The organism is Vibrio xiamenensis, assembly GCF_900100015.1.
In the GTDB taxonomy this organism is placed as follows: Bacteria; Pseudomonadota; Gammaproteobacteria; order Enterobacterales; family Vibrionaceae; genus Vibrio; species Vibrio xiamenensis.
The window spans coordinates 71,597-87,589 of the sequence record NZ_FNDD01000002.1 but is presented as its reverse complement, the minus strand read 5'-3'; the positions used below and the strand labels follow the sequence as shown (position 1 = coordinate 87,589).

The 15,993-nt window shown below is 44.4% G+C and carries 17 protein-coding genes, 1 riboswitch and 1 other annotated feature (1 of these 19 running past the window's edge); of the genes, 12 read left to right on the top strand and 5 right to left on the bottom strand.

Features of this window, described 5'->3' with window-relative positions:
• Positions 1-14: 14 nt before the first annotated feature.
• Positions 15-182, bottom strand: coding sequence for a hypothetical protein (locus BLS03_RS25595; RefSeq protein WP_093268988.1), 168 nt, complete (start codon positions 180-182; stop codon positions 15-17).
• Between the two features lie 283 nt (positions 183-465).
• Here BLS03_RS25595 and htpX point away from each other — a divergent pair, with 283 nt between their 5' ends.
• The 9 genes from htpX to BLS03_RS02045 all read left to right on the top strand — a co-directional run bounded on the left by htpX (position 466) and on the right by BLS03_RS02045 (position 7,656).
• Entirely contained in the window at positions 466-1,335 is an 870-nt protein-coding gene (gene htpX / locus BLS03_RS02085; RefSeq protein ID WP_093268985.1) for a protease HtpX, read from the top strand.
• 244 nt (positions 1,336-1,579) lie between these two features.
• Positions 1,580-1,999 (top strand): nuclear transport factor 2 family protein, encoded by a 420-nt coding sequence (locus BLS03_RS02080; RefSeq protein WP_093268983.1) that lies wholly within the window; start codon positions 1,580-1,582, stop codon positions 1,997-1,999.
• Positions 1,996-2,727 (top strand): SDR family NAD(P)-dependent oxidoreductase, encoded by a 732-nt coding sequence (locus tag BLS03_RS02075; RefSeq protein ID WP_093268980.1) that lies wholly within the window; start codon positions 1,996-1,998, stop codon positions 2,725-2,727. Before BLS03_RS02080 ends, BLS03_RS02075 begins: the two co-directional genes overlap by 4 nt.
• Positions 2,728-2,737: 10 nt before the next feature.
• Positions 2,738-4,018, top strand: coding sequence for an NAD(P)/FAD-dependent oxidoreductase (locus BLS03_RS02070; RefSeq protein ID WP_093268977.1), 1,281 nt, complete (start codon positions 2,738-2,740; stop codon positions 4,016-4,018).
• Positions 4,018-4,773 (top strand): DUF1365 domain-containing protein, encoded by a 756-nt coding sequence (locus BLS03_RS02065; protein ID WP_093268974.1) that lies wholly within the window; start codon positions 4,018-4,020, stop codon positions 4,771-4,773. The genes BLS03_RS02070 and BLS03_RS02065 overlap by 1 nt, the downstream gene beginning before the upstream one ends.
• 10 nt (positions 4,774-4,783) lie before the next feature.
• On the top strand, positions 4,784-6,028 hold the full coding sequence (locus tag BLS03_RS02060) for an SAM-dependent methyltransferase (protein ID WP_093268971.1): 1,245 nt from the start codon (positions 4,784-4,786) through the stop codon (positions 6,026-6,028).
• Between the two features lie 26 nt (positions 6,029-6,054).
• Complete coding sequence (locus tag BLS03_RS02055) at positions 6,055-6,555, top strand: DUF2878 domain-containing protein (RefSeq protein WP_093268969.1); 501 nt, start codon at positions 6,055-6,057, stop codon at positions 6,553-6,555.
• A gap of 40 nt (positions 6,556-6,595) precedes the next feature.
• Entirely contained in the window at positions 6,596-7,138 is a 543-nt protein-coding gene (locus BLS03_RS02050; protein ID WP_093268966.1) for a chalcone isomerase family protein, read from the top strand.
• Entirely contained in the window at positions 7,135-7,656 is a 522-nt protein-coding gene (locus BLS03_RS02045; RefSeq protein WP_093268963.1) for a DUF3833 domain-containing protein, read from the top strand. The genes BLS03_RS02050 and BLS03_RS02045 overlap by 4 nt, the downstream gene beginning before the upstream one ends.
• An 85-nt stretch (positions 7,657-7,741) precedes the next feature.
• Here BLS03_RS02045 and purB read toward each other — a convergent pair whose 3' ends face one another.
• The 3 genes from purB to mnmA all read right to left on the bottom strand — a co-directional run bounded on the left by purB (position 7,742) and on the right by mnmA (position 11,009).
• Positions 7,742-9,112, bottom strand: a complete 1,371-nt coding sequence (gene purB, locus BLS03_RS02040) for an adenylosuccinate lyase (RefSeq protein WP_093268961.1) — start codon at positions 9,110-9,112, stop codon at positions 7,742-7,744.
• 139 nt (positions 9,113-9,251) lie between these two features.
• Complete coding sequence (gene hflD, locus BLS03_RS02035) at positions 9,252-9,869, bottom strand: high frequency lysogenization protein HflD (protein WP_093268958.1); 618 nt, start codon at positions 9,867-9,869, stop codon at positions 9,252-9,254.
• Between the two features lie 30 nt (positions 9,870-9,899).
• Positions 9,900-11,009 (bottom strand): tRNA 2-thiouridine(34) synthase MnmA, encoded by a 1,110-nt coding sequence (gene mnmA, locus BLS03_RS02030; protein ID WP_093268956.1) that lies wholly within the window; start codon positions 11,007-11,009, stop codon positions 9,900-9,902.
• 172 nt (positions 11,010-11,181) lie between these two features.
• Here mnmA and BLS03_RS02025 point away from each other — a divergent pair, with 172 nt between their 5' ends.
• Positions 11,182-11,448: a hypothetical protein gene (locus BLS03_RS02025; RefSeq protein WP_093268953.1), complete on the top strand. Its 267-nt coding sequence runs from the start codon at positions 11,182-11,184 to the stop codon at positions 11,446-11,448.
• Between the two features lie 97 nt (positions 11,449-11,545).
• Positions 11,546-12,850 carry an inosine/guanosine kinase gene (locus BLS03_RS02020; protein WP_093268950.1) on the top strand — a complete coding sequence of 435 codons (1,305 nt, stop codon included), beginning with the start codon at positions 11,546-11,548 and terminating at the stop codon, positions 12,848-12,850.
• A 78-nt stretch (positions 12,851-12,928) separates the two neighbouring features.
• Here the strand turns inward: BLS03_RS02020 and BLS03_RS02015 are convergent, their stop codons facing one another.
• Complete coding sequence (locus BLS03_RS02015; protein WP_093268948.1) at positions 12,929-13,348, bottom strand: H-NS family histone-like protein; 420 nt, start codon at positions 13,346-13,348, stop codon at positions 12,929-12,931.
• A gap of 469 nt (positions 13,349-13,817) precedes the next feature.
• Positions 13,818-14,000, top strand: a riboswitch (Lysine riboswitch).
• Between the two features lie 117 nt (positions 14,001-14,117).
• On the opposite strand from BLS03_RS02015, the gene BLS03_RS02010 reads away from it, so the two are divergent.
• Positions 14,118-15,716 (top strand): Na+/H+ antiporter NhaC family protein, encoded by a 1,599-nt coding sequence (locus tag BLS03_RS02010; protein WP_093268945.1) that lies wholly within the window; start codon positions 14,118-14,120, stop codon positions 15,714-15,716.
• 181 nt (positions 15,717-15,897) lie between these two features.
• Positions 15,898-15,993 (top strand) — a sequence feature (His leader region) (it continues 40 nt past the right edge of the window).

The window sequence follows — 15,993 nt, the reverse complement described above, 5'->3', positions numbered from 1 at the left end:
GTCGGCTAGGATAATTACTTTTCTGCAGTAAATCCCATTAAAGCATGATGAGTCTCGACCACATTTTTATGAGTATGCTTATCTTCAGTCAGACCTAATTGCTCTTTCGCTTCTTCTTCTGTCAACCCTAGGTGGCAGCACAGTAAGTCAATCGCCATTTGATAGTTGTTGGTTTCTACCATGATACATTCCCTTCATCATCTGGAGGTGTTGTGTGGCTTTGACTATACCCCTTTTGAAATCATCCTCAATAAGACCAAAGTCTAAGCCCAGTATTCAAAGTATAGAAAAGAGATGTCGAATCCAAAACACCGTATAGGAAAACAAATGTTTCAATTTAGCGCTTAACCTTGTTTTAAAAACACTTAGACTATATCTATACACCAAGGCTCAATAATTGGGCCCACTAAAAATCAACGCACATTCAGTGCATTATAAAATATGTTTCCTGCTTGGAGAGGAAGAATGAAACGAGTCTTGCTGTTTTTAGCCACGAACTTAGCCGTCGTGTTCGTGCTCAGTATTGTGTTAAATATCGTTTATGCGACAACGGGTATGCAACCGGGCAGTTTGTCAGGTTTATTGCTGATGGCCGCAGTGTTTGGTTTTGGCGGTTCTTTCATCTCGCTATTAATGTCAAAGAGTATGGCGCTGCGCTCGGTTGGCGGTATGGTGATTGAGAGTCCACGCAATGAAACGGAACATTGGTTAATGCAAACCGTATCTCGCCAAGCCCAACAAGCGGGTGTTGGTATGCCAACCGTTGCGATTTACGATTCTCCTGATATTAACGCGTTTGCCACCGGTGCAAAGAAAAACGATTCTTTGGTTGCTGTATCAACCGGCCTTTTGCATAGCATGACACGCGATGAAGCCGAAGCGGTTCTTGCCCATGAAATGAGTCATATTGCAAATGGCGATATGGTAACGATGACCTTGCTACAAGGTGTCGTGAATACCTTCGTTATTTTCTTATCACGTGTGATTGCCAACCTAGTTGCGTCAAACAACCGTGACGAAGAAGGTAACGGTGGCACTAATTTCATGGTGTATTTCGCGATTTCAACGGTCCTTGAGCTAGTATTTGGCTTCTTAGCGAGCTTTATTACGATGTGGTATAGCCGTCACCGTGAATTTCATGCGGACGCAGGTTCTGCGCAGTTGGTCGGTAAGCAGAAGATGATTGCGGCACTTGAGCGATTGAAAATGAGCCAAGAGTCTCAACTTGAAGGTTCGATGATGGCATTTGGTATCAATGGTAAACGTTCGTTAACTGAGCTTTTGATGAGTCATCCACCGCTGGATAAACGCATTGAAGCACTACGTAAACTGTAAGGTATTAAACTCTACCGCATTGCCCTAATGGCGACGCAGTATTTAATCTCCTGAAAAGGCTTGGTTTTTACCAAGCCTTTTTTGATCCATTTAGAATCTTGTTTCGTAACAGCTCTATATCACAGCGATATTGGGGCTGAGAAATGTCATCGGTCAATTATCCGTTGATGTGATTTGTACAACTTTAGATTGTCTTCTAAATTTCAATAAGTTGCATATGTAAACTTTAGTTCGAGGTAAGGGTATGGATATTAGTTCAGTCGGAGATGTCTATCAGCAACTCAATAAACATAATCTCAATATGCTCGAATCTGTGTATCACCAAAACGTGGTGTTTGAAGATGCAGCGCATCGCCTCGAAGGGTGGGAGAGGTTAGAGCAGTACTTCTCAGCATTGTATAAAAACGTTGAACATTGCCAATTCGTTATCGAGGAACGTCATCAATCAGGCCAAGACGGCTTTCTGACATGGACGATGCAACTTCAGCACCCCAAGTTGAAATCTGGGCGTTTGATCTTAGTTAAGGGGGTGAGTCACATGAAGTTTCGCGATAGCAAGGTCATTTACCATCGAGATTATTTCGACTTAGGCGAAATGCTTTATGAGCATTTACCAGTACTGGGCAAAATTATTATCGCAATAAAAACTCGGTTAGGCCAATGAGAAAAGTACTGATCACAGGGGCGTCCTCCGGTATCGGGTTTGAACTCGCCAAACATTATGCCTCTCAAGGATGGCAAGTGATAGGTTGTGGACGCAGCCTAGAGCGATTATCCGCTCTGTGCAGTTATTCGACATTGATTCAGCCACTCGCTTTTGATCTCACTGATAAATCCCAAGTTGTCAGCGCATTTTCTCAACTGCCCTTTATTCCTGACTTATGGATGTTTAATGCCGGTGACTGCGAGTATTTAGATGACGGCTGCGCAGACAGTGACGTTATCGAGCGAGTAATGACGGTCAATGTGCTCGGCCTTAGTTACGCGCTAGATGCAGCCCAGCCTCATTTTACATCAGGAACCCACGTTGCTGTCGTTGGGTCAATCGCGAGTGAATTGGCATTGCCTCGAGCCGGGGCTTACGGCGCCTCAAAGGCCGCCGTGAGCTATTTGATTCGTTCATTAGCGCTGGATTGGCAAAAGCAGGGTATTGAGACATCGATTATTTTTCCCGGCTTTGTTGAGACCCCCCTAACTGACAAAAACGATTTTGCGATGCCGATGATGATAAGTGCTCAGCAAGCGGCTCAATACATTGCTCGCGGCTTGGCAAATCACCAATCGGCTATTTATTTTCCTGCGCGATTTACCTGGATATTGCGCACTTTGTCTTTATTGCCCTATCGCTGCCAGCAGTGGGTGGTTAGCAAATTAATACGTTCACCATCATAAGGATAACACGATGAAAATCGCCATCATTGGTACTGGAATATCTGGATTAACTTGCGGTTATTACCTTCATCAGCAGCATGATGTGACCGTTTATGAAGCGAACGACTATATTGGTGGGCATACTGCGACCATCGATGTCGAGGTCGCCGGTGAGCACTACGCAATTGACACGGGATTTATCGTTTATAACGACAAAACCTATCCCAATTTTATTCGCCTTATGCAAGAGATAGGTGTGGTTGGCAAGCCGACCGAAATGAGCTTTAGCGTGAGTAATCTCGGTCATAATTTAGAATACAACGGCCACACTCTCACCACCTTGTTTGCTCAAAAGCGCAATTGGTTTAACCCCAAGTTTTACCGCTTTGTTTTTGAAATTTTGCGCTTCAATCAATTGGCGAAAGCCCATACCGTGAACGGCGATTCCCATAGCGCGACCCTTGGCGAGTTCCTCGCCGAGCATGACTTCAGCCATTACTTTTGTGAAAACTACATTCTGCCTATGGGGGCGGCGATTTGGTCTTCAACACTTGCCGATATGCGTGCATTTCCGCTGAGCTTTTTTACACGTTTCTTCCTCAATCATGGTTTACTTGATATTACCGACCGTCCTCAATGGCGGGTAATAGAAGGTGGTTCTCGTAACTATATTGACCCCCTAACGCGTGGCTTTACTGAGTCGATTCGGCTCAATTCACCTGTTACACGCGTGTGGCGAGACAATTTTGGCGTTCATGTCGAAAGCAAAGGTCATATTGACCACTTTGACGAAGTGATTTTTGCCTGTCACAGCGATCAAGCACTGCATTTACTGAGCGACCCTTCAAGCGCCGAGCAAGAGATTTTAAGTGGCTTAGAATACCAAGATAACCAAGTGATTCTGCATACTGACACCACTTTGCTACCTAAGCGTCGCAGCGCTTGGGCGGCTTGGAACTACCGATTGGCGGGGGATCAAGACGAATTCGAGCGCAAACCGACGCTGACTTACAATATGAATATCTTGCAGCACATCGATTCTGACACGACATTCTGCGTATCGCTAAACAGCTGCCATCTAATCGATAACGACAAAATTCTTCGCGAGTTTTGTTATCAGCATCCGGTATTTACCACTCAAACGATGGCGGCTCAGCAGCGTCGTGAGGAAATTAATGGCGTTTATTCAACCTGGTTTTGCGGCGCATATTGGTACAACGGATTCCATGAAGATGGGGTGCGCAGCGCGCTTGATGTGGTGAAACGCATTGAAAGGAAAGTGGCTAGCCTCAATCAGAAAGGGGCGGCGTGATGCACAGTACGATCATGGATGGCTCGGTCAGGCACCGACGTTTTACGCCAGTCAAACATCAACTTAATGTGCCTCTCTTCATGCCGTGCATTGACCTTGATGAAATCAAGGAACTCGAAAAAAACGTTTGGGGATTTGGCTCAAGGTGGTGGCATTGGGCGCGTTTTCGTCGCCAAGACTATCTCGGTCAAGGTGATTTAAAACTGGCTATTTTTGATAAAATTCATGAGCTTACTGGTGAAAAAGTCTCTGGGCGGGTAGAAGCTTTAATACATTTACGTTATTTGGGCTTGTATTTTAGCCCAGTGAATTTTTATTATGTTTATGATGAAAGTAATCATTGGCGTTATCTTTTAGCCGAAGTAAGCAATACACCTTGGAACGAGAGGCACTATTACGTAGTTCCTGCCTCAGAAGCACATGACTTTAAACATGGCAAAGCGTTCCATGTTTCACCGTTTAACCCGATTTCTCAGCAGTACCACTGGCGGGTTAAGCCACTCAATAAAGGCGTGAGTATTCATCTGGCCTGTCAACGTGACGAGAAGGAATTCGACGCCACGCTTTCGATGAAACCTCTGCCATTTACAACGCGAGCGCTGTTAGCAAAGCTCGTGAAAACCCCTTTAATGGCGGTCAAAGTGATGGCTGGAATTTACTGGCATGCTTTGAAATTGTGGCTAAAAGGCGCGCCAATCTACTCTCATCCAAGCTCGACGGCAGGGCAGAGTTGCTATAACAACGACAAGGAATAGGAGAACTCGAATGTCAGAGTCACAAAGTGCGGTTTTGGATCTATCTCAAGCGTCAAAAGTTGAACTATCCGCTCGAAACTGGGTTTTTCGTTATTTAAATCAGATAAGCATTGGGCGCTTAACTGTGGTTGAAACGTTTGATGGAGTGGAAGAGAAGGTACAAATTTTTGGCAAGCTCTCAGACAATCAACCCGACGCAAAAGTCGAAATTCATCACCCGAGTTTGTACGCACGGTTTTTAAAAGCTGGCAGTATTGGTGCTTCTGAAGCGTACATGGATGGCTGGTGGGACAGCCCCGACCTGACCGCTGTGATGGAATTGATGGCACTCAATATGAACGCTCTTGACCAGATTGAGCGAGGTGCCAATTGGTTTGGACGTATCGCGCTTAAATTTGGCCACTGGTTAAAGCGCAACACGTTAAGTAATTCGAAGAAAAATATTCACGCCCATTACGATCTTGGCAACGCGCTGTATGAAACGTTTCTTGATGAAAATATGCTGTATTCATCAGCCATTTTTGATCGCGCCGACGTCACCCTTGAGCAAGCTCAAATCAAGAAAATGGATCGTTTGTGTCAGCAATTGCAACTGAGTGAACAGGACCATGTGGTTGAGATCGGCACCGGTTGGGGAGCGATGGCTATTTATATGGCGCAGTGTTATGGATGCAAAGTCACCACCACCACGATTTCAGAGGAGCAGTATGATTATGCTAAGCGACGTATTGAAGCGCTTGGGCTAGAGAATCAAATTACGTTATTGAAACAAGATTATCGTTTACTAGAGGGGCAATTCGATAAGTTGGTTTCGATAGAGATGATTGAAGCTGTCGGTAAGTCGTATTTGGAGTCTTTTATCGTTAAGTGTCGTCAGCTTCTTAAGCCGCAAGGTTTAATGGCGCTGCAGGCGATCACTATCGTTGATTCACGCTATGAAGAGTACAGTCGTAACGTCGATTTCATTCAGAAGTATATTTTCCCTGGTGGTTTCTTGCCATCAGTATCAGCGCTAACCAACGCCAGTGCGAAGCATACCGATTTTGTGATGCGTAACTTGAAAGACATTGGTTTGGATTACGCTAAAACCTTACAGGCGTGGCATCACCGATTCTCGCTACAAGAGCAGCGAGTGCGTGAACTCGGTTATGACGAGCGCTTTATTCGTATGTGGCGTTACTATTTTTGTTACTGCGAAGGTGGCTTTTTAGCTCGCAGTATTAGCACTGTGCAATTGACCTTCCAAGCGCGTTAAACCGCTTGTCTAAGTGGTAGGCAAGTATGCGTCTTACCTTAATTTCGATATGGTTCCAACTGCTGTGGTTTCTTGCTGTCATCGGCAGGCAAGAGACCCAGTGGTGGTTGCTGCTGGCCGTTATTGCCACCTATCTATATGTATTACTGCGCCAATCGATTCCGCTCGACAGGCTGTTTTTTGTCAGTTTTATCGGCATCGCAGTCGACTGGCTCAACGTTAAATTTCACCTCCTTGAATTCCCCGATGATTTTCTTCCTACTTGGTTAATTTCTCTTTGGTTCATTTTCGCTTGGTACGCGTATAACTTAGTGCCGGTGTTAAAGCGCTTTTCTTCTTTGGCCGTTGTACCTGTAGGCGGTCTCCTTGGGGCAATAAGCTATTTTGCTGGTTATCAGTTAGGCGCAGTGACACTGCCATACCCACTTGGCTGGTCATTGACGGCGCTGTTTATCGAGTGGACATTAATCATGTGGTTAATAATTAAGGTGGTGTTTAGTGATAGAACAAGGAAAAAATCGCACTGAGCAATCATGGCTAAAAATAGTGCTGCTAACGATATCTTTTATGGCGATACTAGGGGCCGTAAAAAAACCAGCCTTTGCATCGACGGTCAGCCAAGCTAAGGCTAACCCAAGTCAGCATAATGAGTGGCGGGCATGGCAAAAGGTTGGCCAAGCTCGGCTATCGATTTTTTGGTTCGATATTTATGACTCGGTGCTTTATTCGCCTAGCGGTCAAGTGGCTAATTGGCCTCAAATCACTCATCAACCTACGGCCTTATCGATTACCTACTTACGAGATATTTCTGCAACCGATTTTATCAATGCGACTGAAGAGCAGTGGCAAAAACTCGGTTTTAGCCAGGCCCAAATCACACCTTGGATTTCCAAACTTGAAGGTATATTTCCCAATGTAGCCGAAGGTGATTCGCTGACTTATGTGAGTCATAATCAGCGTGGTGAGTTTTGGTTTGCTTCGAATTCTGCTTCTAACTTGATTGGCGAGATTGACGATATGGAGCTGAACCAAGCATTCCTAGCGATTTGGCTATCACCGTCTACGTCCTATCCCAAATTACGCGCACAGTTACTAGGAGAGACTCGATGATCAGATCGCTTTTCATTTCACTTTGGGTTTTGCTGCTCAGCGCTTGCTCGGCAGAGATAAATGACTACCGAGCGGCGACGCCAACGTTTAATTTATTCGAATACTTTCAAGGCCAAACCCAAGCGTACGGCATGGTGCAAGACTACACTGACATGCAAACGCGGCGCTTTGAGGTCAGTATTTGGGGCATTGTTGACGGTGACACACTTACGCTTCAAGAAGATTTTATTTACGACGATGGCGAAACGGACAGCCGAGTTTGGACTATTACTCGCAGCGGAGACGGAAAATACCTTGGCCGCGCCGATGACATTATTGGGACGGCGAGCGGCAAAGAGCAGGGCAACGCTTTGCAATGGCAGTACGACCTTGAACTTAAACTTGATGATTCATCGGTGGTGGTCGCTTTCGATGACTGGCTATATCGCCAAGACAGCAAGCGCGTGTTCAATCTGACGTCGATAAAAAAATGGGGCGTTGAAGTTGGGCGAGTAACGCTGTTTTTTGAAAAGCAGTGAACCGCAAAAAGCAGTGAACCGCAAAAAGGATGAACATAAAAAAGGCTCTTTCGTGAGAAAGAGCCTCTACAATACTAAACTGCGATTACAGCTTATCAGTCAGTTCGATGGCTTGACCAATATAGTTGGCTGGCGTCATTTGTTTAAGACGTGCTTTCTCATGTTCAGGCAGTTCTAGGCCATCAATGAATTGACGCATGGCTTCGCCATCAACGCGCTTACCACGAGTCAATTCTTTCAACTTCTCGTAAGGTTTTTCAATGCCGTAGCGACGCATCACGGTTTGTACTGGTTCTGCTAATACTTCCCAGTTTTTATCCAGTTCCGCTAATAGCGCGTCACGGTTTACTTCCAGCTTGCTGATGCCTTTTAGCGTCGAAGTATAAGCGATGATCGCATAACCCACACCCACACCTAGGTTACGAAGTACGGTTGAATCTGTCAGGTCACGCTGCCAGCGTGAAACTGGCAGTTTTTGCGCAAGGTGAGCAAATACTGCATTGGCAAGACCAAGGTTACCTTCAGAGTTTTCAAAATCGATTGGGTTAACTTTGTGTGGCATGGTTGAAGAGCCGATTTCGCCAGCAATGGTTTTTTGCTTGAAGTGGCCAAGGGCGATGTAACCCCAAACGTCACGGTCGAAATCGATCAGAATCGTGTTAAAACGAGCAACCGCATCGAAAAGCTCTGCGATGTAATCGTGTGGTTCGATTTGAGTCGTGTATGGGTTCCAAGTTACGCCTAGAGATTCAGTGATGAACTCTTCAGAGAATTTGTGCCAGTCTAGCTCTGGGTAAGCCGATAGGTGTGCGTTGTAGTTACCCACAGCGCCGTTGATTTTCGCTAGGATTTCAACGTTTTCAATTTGCTTGTATTGACGCTCCATACGGTAGGCCACGTTAGCCATTTCTTTACCCATTGTGGATGGCGATGCTGGCTGACCGTGAGTACGAGAAAGCAATGGAATGTCACGATATTCCACCGCGAGCGCTTTAATCGCGTCAATCAGGTTACGGATTTCTGGCAGAATAACGGTTTCACGCGCTTCTTTAAGCATTAGCGCATGTGAGGTGTTGTTGATGTCTTCAGAAGTACAAGCAAAGTGGAAGAACTCATTTACAGCGTGCAGTTCAGGAACGTCAGCGACTTTTTCTTTTAAGAAGTATTCCACCGCTTTTACATCGTGGTTGGTGGTGCGCTCGATCTCTTTGATTCGGCGAGCATCTTGTTCAGAAAAGTTGGCAGCTAAGTCGTCTAGGAATTGGTTAGCTTCGGCGCTGAATGCTGGCACTTCGGCAATCTCAGCAGTAGCCGCGAGCTTTTGTAACCAGCGAACTTCAACGATAGTACGGTACTTGAGTAGACCGTATTCACTGAAAATTTCGCGTAAAGCAATCGTCTTACTTCCGTAGCGGCCGTCTACTGGTGAAACAGCAGTCAATGCTGACAGTTCCATGATGTTCTCCTGAATTGGGTTGCTAAATTTCGTGAGCGTTATACCAATAACTGCGGCAATTGTCACGAACATTGCGCAAACGTTTGCGCGGAATTTGCTTGGGTCGAAAAAATAAGCTCGCGATATACGCGAGCTAACATTAGATTCTGGCCAGCAGGATTTGCGCCTGCTCGATCATTTTTTTGCGTCCGAAGATAAGGTGGCGTCGTCTGCCGCCCACTTGGCGCCAAAGAACCGCGCTACGAATGCCTGAAAGCAGTAGGGCGCGGACTTTGTGTTGATGGCTTGTTTGCTGCAGTACTGATGGTGTGCCTGTGACTTGGATACGAGGTCCAATCGGGCTAATGACATCAAGATAGACACTGGCAAGGTTGCTGATCATCTGCTCATCGAGTAAGTCAAAGTGCTCGACTTGTCTTTCGAGTGTTTGCAGACGGTCACCTAGCTGCGACATGGCATCACGTCGCCCAGCAAGCTTACGTTCCAACGCCATCAAACTGATGATGTAGCGCGTAATCTCACTGCCTGTAGGCGTGCTGTCAATGCCTTTAACCAAGCACTCAAGGCCAAGTTTAAGCGATGATTCACGTCCATAGACATCAAGCGTGCTGCTCGGATTGGTATTGAGTACAGCTTTAAGCGAAGTTTCGAACGCGTCAGAATCACAATGACCGTTTTTTGCGACTTGTTGAACAAGGGCCACTGCTTGGCATATTCCGGCAAAGGCAATGGTACGGTCATATAAAGTGTTGGCCACGTAATCTACTCCTTAATTTGGTCTTTATGATCAGATGCGTTGTTCGATGATACCGCCACCAAGACATACATCGTCTTGATAAAATACCGCCGATTGACCTGGGGTTACGGCTACTTGAGGCTCATCAAAGACGACCTTAATATTGTTATCGTCAATAGGCGTAATGGTACAAGGAATATCAGTTTGACGATAGCGTGTTTTTACGCTGCAACGCATCGGTTCGGTCACGGTCTGACGAGAAACCCAGTGCAGTTGCGATGCGATAAGTCCTTGTGATTTAAGCAGCGGATGCTCTGCACCTTGTACTGCAATCAACACATTACGTTTAAGATCTTTCTCTGCGACGTACCATGGGTCTTCGTTACCGCCGCCACCTTTTTGACCGCCAATATGCAGCCCTTTACGCTGGCCAAGAGTGTGGTACATCAAACCTTGGTGTTCGCCAATCACTTTACCTTCCGGGGTTTCAATTTTCCCTGGTTGTGCTGGCAAATAACGCGATAGGAAATCGGTAAATTTACGCTCACCAATAAAACAAATACCGGTCGAGTCTTTTTTCTTCGCCGTGATCAAATCTTGCTCTTCGGCAATGCGACGAACTTCTGGCTTTTCCAGTTCACCAACCGGGAATAAGCTGCGCGCAACTTGTTCATGGCTGAGGGTATATAAAAAGTAACTTTGGTCTTTATTGCCATCTAAACCACGTAGCATTTGCGGTTTTTCGCCATTGATTGGAAAAGTGCGGCGAACGTAGTGACCCATCGCAATATAATCTGCGTCTAATACTTCATCTGCAAACTCAAGAAACGCTTTGAACTTAATTTCTTTGTTACAAAGAATGTCTGGATTCGGTGTGCGGCCAGCTTTGTATTCAGCCAAGAAATATTCAAAAACGTTGTCCCAATATTCCGCTGCGAAATTGATGGTATGTAAATGAATGCCAAGTTTGTCACACACAGCCTGAGCGTCGGCGAGATCTTCCGCTGCCGTACAATACTCTTCATTATCATCTTCTTCCCAGTTCTTCATAAATAGGCCTTCAACTTGATAGCCTTGCTGTTGAAGAAGATAGGCAGAAACTGAGGAATCTACACCGCCAGACATGCCGACGATGACTTTCTTTTGGCTGTTATCAGACATTACTTAACACCACTTGATTTAACCGGACGCAAATTCTAACAGAAAGAGTTTGAGTGCGACAGATCTTGGACTCCAATCACACTTCTAATTGATGAAAAAATGTTGAATGTTCGTATCAATGCAGCGACCAGCTATGTTAATTTGGGCGCAATAAATCCAAAGAGTCGAAATAATGCAGCAACAAGATTTTATTGAAGAAGCACAATTAATTGAAATTATTGAAAATCAATTATCTGATGGTCAGCCACTAAAAACCAAAGAAACATTGATGCGCTTAATGATGACAGGCACATCTCGCGAAGATGCTATCGCGATGATGGCATGTGCCGTGTCTATCGAAGTGTTTGATGTTATGAAAAATGATGCGGAGTTTAATTTAAAACGCTATAGCCAACATTTAGATGAATTACCCGACCTTTCTTTTATGGAAGGTGAATAAATTCATCAGCAAACGTTTGCTTTGTCTTCTTTATATTGCCGCGCTAAATAGTGCGCGGTAAAATCGCGCCTCCTTATCCTCATACTTGAACCCTGTTATGAAATTTCCTGGTCAACGTAAATCCAAACATTACTTTCCTGTTCATGCCCGTGATCCATTAGTCGCTCAAACTCAAGAGAGTAAGACGATGACGCGAACTCACATTATTGGCATTGACCAAACTTTGGTCGATATTGAAGCGAAAGTATGCAGTGATTTGATCGAACGTTATGGATTAAGCAAAGGTCACTCATTGGTTATTGATGATCAAAGTGCTGAAGCTTTATATAACGAATTAAAAGACAACGGCTTAATTACCAGCGAATATGCAGGGGGCACGATCGGAAATACGTTGCACAATTATTCTGTGTTAGCCGATGATCGTTCGACACTTTTGGGTGTGATGAGCCAAGACATTAAAATTGGCAGTTATGGTTATCGCTATTTATGCAATACCTCTAGCCGTATGGATCTCAATTATTTGCAAGGTGTTGATGGCGCGATAGGTCGCTGTTTTGCACTTATTACTGAAGATGGCGAACGTACCTTTGCGATCAGCGAAGGGCAAATGAACCAACTGCATCCAGATAATATTCCGGAAAAGATTTTTGAAACTGCGTCAGCATTGGTTTTAACCGCTTATTTGGTGCGCTGTAAAGCCGGCGACCCAATGCCGGAAGCGACGCTGCGCGCAATTGAATATGCGAAAAAATATGACGTACCTGTGGTATTAACGCTTGGTACAAAATTTGTGATTCAAGACGATCCGCAATTTTGGCAGCAATTTTTGCAAGATCATGTTTCTGTTGTCGCAATGAACGAAGACGAAGCACAAGCATTAACCGGTGAATCGGATCCACTTGCGGCTTCAGATAAAACGCTAGAGTGGGTCGATTTAGTGTTATGTACCGCTGGGCCAATTGGCTTGTTTATGGCAGGTTATACGGAAGAGAGTGCTAAGCGCGAAACGACTTTACCTCTATTACCGGGCTGCATTGCTGAATTTAACCGCTATGAATTTAGTCGCCCGGTGTTCAAGGATGAATGTGAAAATCCAATACGTGTTTATTCGCATATATCCCCATATATGGGTGGGCCGGAAAAAATAAAAAATACCAATGGTGCAGGCGATGCGGCGTTATCTGCGTTGCTCCATGATATGGCAGCGAATAAATACCATAAAGAAAATGTACCTAATTCAAGCAAACACGCTCATACATTTTTGACTTACTCTTCATTCTCGCAAGTGTGCAAATATGCAAACCGTGCAAGTTATGAAGTTCTTGCTCAACATTCTCCTCGTTTATCAAAAGGTTTGCCAGAACGGGAAGATAGTCTAGAAGAAGCATATTGGGAACGTTAACATAACGCGAAAATAAAAAAAGCCCGCTAAAAATAGCGGGCTTTTTTCTTACAATATATCGTTCTCAAATGAGAGTGATTATTTGTTATCGATTAAGAATTCATCAAGAGATTTGCCTGAATCTAATTCTGCTTGAATTGCAGAAGGAGTACGGCCTTGACCTGTCCAAGTTTTCTCTTCGCCATTTACATCAATGTATTTGTATTTTGCTGGACGAGGAGTGCGCTTCGATTTTGATTTTTTCGTTTTAGTTTCGCCTGATAATGCATCGATTAATGCAGTAACGTCGATACCATCTTGAGCAATTTTTTCTGCAATGGCAGCAAGTTTCGCTTCTTGTGCTGCTTTTTCAGCTTGCTCTGCTTCGTCTTTTTCTCTGCGTTCTTCAACAACAATTGTGAGTTTATCTAGTGCTTCTTCCAATTGCTCTATAGTTAAATCACGAGCAAAAGCACGAAGGCTACGAATATTTAAAAGAGTTTTTGTCAGTTCCGACATTGTTCATACCTACTGAATTGAGTTTATATATAGATATTAATCCGCAAATTTATCTAATACAATATTAAGCTGTCAATATTATTTAAATTTTTTAGAATTTTTGGGTTTTGTGATCTCAATATATGAGTGCAATTGGGTTAATAAAGTTCAATTCTTTACATAATACCTCGCACTAATATGGATCTGAGTCCAAAGATATTCTTTTGCAATAGGTGAATTTCAAATTGCAATAATTAACCATAGCCTATTGTTGATTAATTAATTAGTTTTAAATCCTGCTTATGACATTTTACTCATAAACCTAAGTTTCAAATGCAATTTCTCTATTTAAAGTGTGATGAATGATAAAAATCATTGATTGGAATGATATGTTGCAATGAGAGTTCAAATGAGTAAAATGGCCGCCACCTAATGCTCGTGGTTGGATTTATTGTTCTAATTTTGTTCGAACAGTAGAGTAATCTTTCGCATGAGCGGTAGAGGAGCAAGTTGAATCAGTAACAGTGATTGGGGTGATGCCAATGAATTGCTGTGAAAGGTCTGCTTGCCGAAGTCTGTTTTATATCAAAACAACAGGCTGGGGTTGGGGTCGAATAGGGCCAACACTGCCATAGTCTATTTATTTGTAAAACTATGGAGCGCTACTGTAGGGTGTGGGTAAAGTATTCGCTTTCCTTTCGCTAACTTCAACATAATGGGGTGCTGATTCTATTTAGCATCACGTTGTCTGCAGTAGATCTCTAGCCAATTTAACTGGTTTTTGAAGATCATGAATTTAATTGATTTTGCATCGTCACCGATGTCTTTGCTGCCACCTTTGGTAGCTCTTAGTCTTGCGATCATTACTCGTCGCGTTTTGTTGTCTTTGGGTGTTGGCATTCTGCTGGGCGCGATTTTGCTCGCGGATTTGAGCGTCGGCGGCGCGTTGAATTATGTCGCTACCACAGTCAAAGCCGTTTTTATTGATGATGGTGCCATCAATAGTTGGAATATGAGTATCGTCGGCTTCTTATTGTTGCTCGGTATGATGACGGCACTACTAGCGTTATCGGGCGGGACCAAAGCGTTCGCTATTTGGGCTCAGTCGCGGGTTAAAAGCAAACGTGGTTCCAAACTCCTCGCCGCATTTCTTGGCGTGTTTATTTTCATCGACGACTATTTTAATAGTCTCGCCGTTGGTGCTATTTCGCGCCCAGTGACCGATCGCTTTTATGTTTCTCGCGCTAAACTGGCTTACATTCTCGATTCAACTGCAGCGCCGATGTGCGTCATTATGCCTGCATCCAGTTGGGGCGCCTATATTATGACTATCATCAGTGGCATTTTGGTTGCCCATGGCATTACCGATTATTCGCCACTCGGCGCTTATTTACGTATTGTGCCAATGAACTTTTATGCAATCTTTGCGTTATTGATGGTCTTTGCAGTGGCTTGGTTTGGGCTAGATATTGGCAAAATGCGCGAGCATGAAATTGCTGCATCGCAAGGTCATGGTTACGACAAAGGAAGCGATGTCGACGCTGAAGCTCGCGATCTAACGGAAGAATTGGATATTCGTGAAAGCGATAACGGCAAAGTGTCTGACCTGGTTTTACCGATCGTATTTCTGATTGTTGCCACGATCATTTCTATGATGTACACCGGCGCCCAGGCACTTGCGACACAAAATATTGCGTTCAACGTACTTGGTGCATTTGAAAATACCGATGTTGGCACTTCGCTTATTTATGGCGGTATTGTCGGTTTAATCGTTGCTTTATATACGGTACTCAAACAGCGCATTGCGATTGGCGAGATTGCTCATACGCTGTGGGTAGGGGCTAAATCGATGTTTGGCGCCATTCTGATCTTGTTGTTTGCGTGGACGATTGGTTCTGTTATCGGTGACATGAAAACCGGCAGTTACTTGTCAACGCTTGCTCAGGGCAACATTGGCGCGCACTGGCTTCCGGTTATTCTGTTCCTGCTCTCTGGCATTATGGCGTTCTCGACTGGCACATCTTGGGGCACGTTTGGCATTATGCTGCCTATCGCAGGTGATATGGCTGGTGCAACCGACATCGCTATGATGTTGCCAATGCTAAGTGCGGTACTTGCCGGTTCTGTGTTTGGCGATCACTGCTCACCGATCTCCGATACCACGATTTTGTCATCGACAGGGGCACGCTGTAATCATATCGATCACGTGTCTACTCAGCTTCCTTATGCACTTACCGTAGCATTGGTTTCTTGTGTCGGCTTCGTGGTTTTAGGATTTACTTCATCAGAAGTTTTGGCTCTAGCGGCATCAAGTATTGCTTTCGTATTGCTGTGTGTTGTGCTTTCGGCATTATCTAAGTCAAAAATGGTGGCAGCAAAGGTTTCGTAAATTGCTGATTAATATATAAATAGTAAAAGGCGCTGCGGCGCCTTTTTTATTTGTATTATACAAATGGCAAAAAACAGAAATAAAAGGTTGAAAAAAGCCGCCAGCTTAGTTAGTGTTGATCTCAGTTCAATAAAACTCAGAAGCCAAAGAAAATAAGTATGCGTATTTCAGTAATGAACATTCATCATCACCATCACCCAATCTAGTCTTTCGGGCGATGTACGCGTACCCGGGAGGCAGGAATCTCCCGGTGGTTGAAATCAGAGTTAAATACAGA

Excerpts from the sequence above, each read along its gene's own strand:
- BLS03_RS02025 (WP_093268953.1), top strand. The coding sequence starts at position 11,182 with ATGCAGCAACAAGATTTTATTGAAGAAGCACAATTAATTGAAATTATT.
- BLS03_RS02060 (WP_093268971.1), top strand. The coding sequence starts at position 4,784 with ATGTCAGAGTCACAAAGTGCGGTTTTGGATCTATCTCAAGCGTCAAAA.
- mnmA (WP_093268956.1), bottom strand. The coding sequence starts at position 11,009 with ATGTCTGATAACAGCCAAAAGAAAGTCATCGTCGGCATGTCTGGCGGT.
- BLS03_RS02070 (WP_093268977.1), top strand. The coding sequence starts at position 2,738 with ATGAAAATCGCCATCATTGGTACTGGAATATCTGGATTAACTTGCGGT.
- BLS03_RS02050 (WP_093268966.1), top strand. The coding sequence starts at position 6,596 with ATGGCGATACTAGGGGCCGTAAAAAAACCAGCCTTTGCATCGACGGTC.
- BLS03_RS02020 (WP_093268950.1), top strand. The coding sequence starts at position 11,546 with ATGAAATTTCCTGGTCAACGTAAATCCAAACATTACTTTCCTGTTCAT.
- purB (WP_093268961.1), bottom strand. The coding sequence starts at position 9,112 with ATGGAACTGTCAGCATTGACTGCTGTTTCACCAGTAGACGGCCGCTAC.
- BLS03_RS02055 (WP_093268969.1), top strand. The coding sequence starts at position 6,055 with ATGCGTCTTACCTTAATTTCGATATGGTTCCAACTGCTGTGGTTTCTT.
- BLS03_RS02065 (WP_093268974.1), top strand. The coding sequence starts at position 4,018 with ATGCACAGTACGATCATGGATGGCTCGGTCAGGCACCGACGTTTTACG.
- BLS03_RS02015 (WP_093268948.1), bottom strand. The coding sequence starts at position 13,348 with ATGTCGGAACTGACAAAAACTCTTTTAAATATTCGTAGCCTTCGTGCT.
- BLS03_RS02045 (WP_093268963.1), top strand. The coding sequence starts at position 7,135 with ATGATCAGATCGCTTTTCATTTCACTTTGGGTTTTGCTGCTCAGCGCT.
- BLS03_RS02010 (WP_093268945.1), top strand. The coding sequence starts at position 14,118 with ATGAATTTAATTGATTTTGCATCGTCACCGATGTCTTTGCTGCCACCT.
- BLS03_RS02075 (WP_093268980.1), top strand. The coding sequence starts at position 1,996 with ATGAGAAAAGTACTGATCACAGGGGCGTCCTCCGGTATCGGGTTTGAA.
- BLS03_RS25595 (WP_093268988.1), bottom strand. The coding sequence starts at position 182 with ATGGTAGAAACCAACAACTATCAAATGGCGATTGACTTACTGTGCTGC.
- BLS03_RS02080 (WP_093268983.1), top strand. The coding sequence starts at position 1,580 with ATGGATATTAGTTCAGTCGGAGATGTCTATCAGCAACTCAATAAACAT.
- htpX (WP_093268985.1), top strand. The coding sequence starts at position 466 with ATGAAACGAGTCTTGCTGTTTTTAGCCACGAACTTAGCCGTCGTGTTC.